The 3,010-nt window shown below is 66.0% G+C and carries 3 protein-coding genes; all 3 read left to right on the top strand.

Annotated features, from left to right (window positions below):
• Positions 1 to 29 precede the first annotated feature (29 nt).
• The 3 genes from OXT71_17885 to OXT71_17875 are packed head-to-tail and all read left to right on the top strand — an operon-like array spanning position 30 to position 2,839.
• Positions 30 to 1,136, top strand: a complete 1,107-nt coding sequence (locus OXT71_17885) for a c-type cytochrome (GenBank protein ID MDE2928262.1) — start codon at positions 30 to 32, stop codon at positions 1,134 to 1,136.
• A 10-nt stretch (positions 1,137 to 1,146) separates the two neighbouring features.
• The gene (locus OXT71_17880; protein MDE2928261.1) at positions 1,147 to 2,286 is read left to right on the top strand and encodes a c-type cytochrome; all 1,140 of its coding nucleotides are present in this window, start codon (positions 1,147 to 1,149) and stop codon (positions 2,284 to 2,286) included.
• A gap of 10 nt (positions 2,287 to 2,296) precedes the next feature.
• Positions 2,297 to 2,839, top strand: coding sequence for an arsenate reductase (azurin) small subunit (locus OXT71_17875; protein ID MDE2928260.1), 543 nt, complete (start codon positions 2,297 to 2,299; stop codon positions 2,837 to 2,839).
• The last annotated feature ends 171 nt before the right edge of the window (positions 2,840 to 3,010 follow it).

The raw sequence follows: 3,010 nt of genomic DNA, 5'->3' as shown, positions 1-3,010 counted from the left end.
GAAGCAGCCAGCTTGAGAGGAGGGGAAGAATGGATCGAGTTCGCGTCGTCGGTCGCCGGATACTGTGCGGAATCCTGCTGAGCGCCTGGGTTCTGCTCCCCGCCTCGGGCTGGGGGGCTCCTCTCGCGCCCCTTCCGGCGCCCAAGGCCCAGAAGCCCGCGCAGGCCGAACTGGGCCGGCGCCTGTTCTTCGACCCCCGGATGTCGGGGGATGGGGGAATCAGCTGCGCCACCTGCCACATGCCCGCCAAGGGATGGGGCGACGGGCAGGCTCTCTCGGCGGGCTATCCGGGGAGCAAGTATTTCCGGAACGCGCAGACGCTCCTGAACGCCGCCTACAACAAGCGCGTCTTCTGGGACGGCCGCCTGAGCGGGACGGACCTGCCCACGCTCGTGCGGGATCACCTCACCGAGGCCCACTTCATGCTGGTGGACGGCCGCCTGTTCCCCGAGCGCCTCAAGCAGGTTCCCGCCTACGTCAAGATGTTCAAGGAGGCCTACGGCGGGGAGCCTTCCTTCGGCGGCTCGCTCAAGGCCATCTCGGCGTTCCTGCACACCATCGCTTCCCGGAACGTCCCTTTCGATAAATTCCTGAAAGGCGATGAGAAGGCCATCTCCGCCGAGGCGCAAAAGGGCCTTGCCCTGTTCCGGGGGAAGGCGGGGTGCGCCGCGTGCCACAACGGCGCGCTCTTGAGCGACGGCGGGTTCCACGCGCTCGGCGTCCCCGAGAACGAGCAGATATTCAAGGACCCGCTGCGCCACATCACCTTCCGGCGGTTCAACAAGGTCATCGGCGTTCCGAACTTCATGAATTTGAGGGCCGACCCGGGCCTCTACGTCGTGACCAAAGAAGAGGGCGACCGCGGCAAGTTCCGCACGCCGACCCTGCGCGAAGTCGCGAAGACGGCGCCCTACATGCACAACGGCGCGCTCGCCACGCTCGAGGACGTCGTCGCCTTCTACGACAAGGGCGGCGGGAGCGGCCCGAACAAGAGTCCCCGGCTCAAGCCCCTGGGCCTCACGGCCGATGAGCGAAAGGCCCTGGTGGCGTTCCTGAAGAGCCTCTCGGGCGAGGCGGTATCCGCCAAAGAGCCGAAGATTCCCGACTATGAAATCCGCAAACTCGGCGATAATTGAGGAGACGGCCATGAACGCGCGAATCAAGAATTGCTTCCCGGGTTTCACGATGGCCGTCTGCTTCACCGCCGCCCTTCTGATCGGCGGAGCGGGCGCGGCCCAGGAGAAAAAATTCCCGCCGCTGGGGCCCCTCCCGCCGGTTCCGGTGCCGGCGGACAACCCCATGTCGGACGCCAAGGTGGCGCTGGGCAAGCTGCTCTTCTTCGACGCGCGCCTCTCGGGCGACGCCAGCACCTCGTGCGCCTCCTGCCACAGCCCCGAGAGCGGCTGGGGGGACGGCGGCGACCTGAGCCGGGGCTATCCGGGCACGCAGCACTGGCGGAACTCCCAGACCATCCTGAACTCCGCCTACTACGCGAAACTGTTCTGGGCGGGCGAGTCTACGAGTCTCGAAGCCCAGGCCCGGAGCGCCGCCACGGGCAACGTGGCCGGCAACGGCGACACCATGATGATGGAGGAGCGCCTGCGCCAGGTCCCCGAATACGTCAGGCGCTTCCGCGAGGTGTTCGGAACTCCCTGGCCGACCATCGACGACGCCTGGCGGGCCATCTCGGCCTTCGAGCGCACGGTGGTCTCCAAGGCGAAGGACGTGCCGTTCGACCGCTTCATGAAAGGAGACAAGAAGGCGCTCTCAGAAAGCGCGAAACGGGGGCTGGCGCTTTTCCGCGGAAAGGCGGGGTGCGTCCAGTGCCACAACGGCGCCCTCCTCTCGGATGAGGACTACCACAACGTCGGCGTGCCGAAGAACCCCGCGTTCGAGGAGGATCCTTTAAGGCAGATAACGCTCCGCTATCAGCACGTGATCCGGGGCGTTCCCGAATCGGTCTACCGGAAGGCGGACAGGGACCTGGGGCTCTTCTACACCACCAAGCGCGAGGCCGATAAGGGGCGGTTCCGCACCCCCAGCCTGAGAGAGCTCAAATACACCGCGCCCTACATGCACAACGGCGCATTTTTCGAGTTGGACGAGGTTATCGATTTTTATGACGAAGGTGGGGGGCAGGACGCGAACAGGAGTCCGCTCATCAGGAAACTGGGGCTCACGGACGAGGAAAAGGAGGACCTGCTGGCCTTCCTGGAATCGCTCTCGAGCGACGAGCCCCTGCTCATGAAGCCCCCCGAACTGCCGCCGTACGCGGCCATGCCGTAAGGAGGAATCCATGACTCAGGAAGCCAAGGAAACCCGGCCTTGCGTCTCGCGGCGCGCCTTTCTCCTGGCTGGCGGAACCGCCGTGAGCATCGTGCTGGTCGAGGGCATCCCCGGCCTGGCCGGAGCGGCCCTGCAACGGGCCGAGTATCCCCGCCGGAAGATCGGAAAGCTCAGCGCTCTCAAGGTCGATGCGCCGCAATACTTCCTCTATCCGTGGAAGGACGTCTTCTCCGGCTGCATGCTGGTCAAGCTGGGCGTGGCGGCGGGCGGCGGCGTCGGCGCGAAGCGAGACGTCGTGGCGTTCAGCACCCTGTGCACCCACATGGGCGGCCCGCTCCAGGGAACCTACAACGGCCAGTACAAGGCCATCGGCCCGTGCCCGTTCCACCTGACGAGCTTCGACCTCATGAAGCACGGGATGGTCGCGGCGGGCCAGGCCACGGAGAGCCTCCCCCAGGTCGTCCTGGAGACCCGCGGGGACGACATCTACGCGGTCGGGATGATGGGGCTGCTATACGGTTATCACTCGAACCTGGCGCCGGTACAGCGCTGAGGAGGACGCATCATGGCAGGAAGGGTAACGAACTACTACCTTGCGGAAGACAGTGTCCCCCTCCCGCCGCGCAACGCGGAGGTTTTCACCACGGCTTGCGACTACTGCATCGTGGGCTGCGGGTACAAGGTCTACCGCTGGCCGATCGGGCGCGAGGGCGGGCCCAAGGCC

The organism is Acidobacteriota bacterium (genome assembly GCA_028874215.1).
In the GTDB taxonomy this organism is placed as follows: Bacteria; Acidobacteriota; UBA6911; order RPQK01; family JAJDTT01; genus JAJDTT01.
The sequence above is the reverse complement of the archived record's forward strand: the minus strand, read 5'-3'. Positions and strand labels throughout refer to the sequence as shown.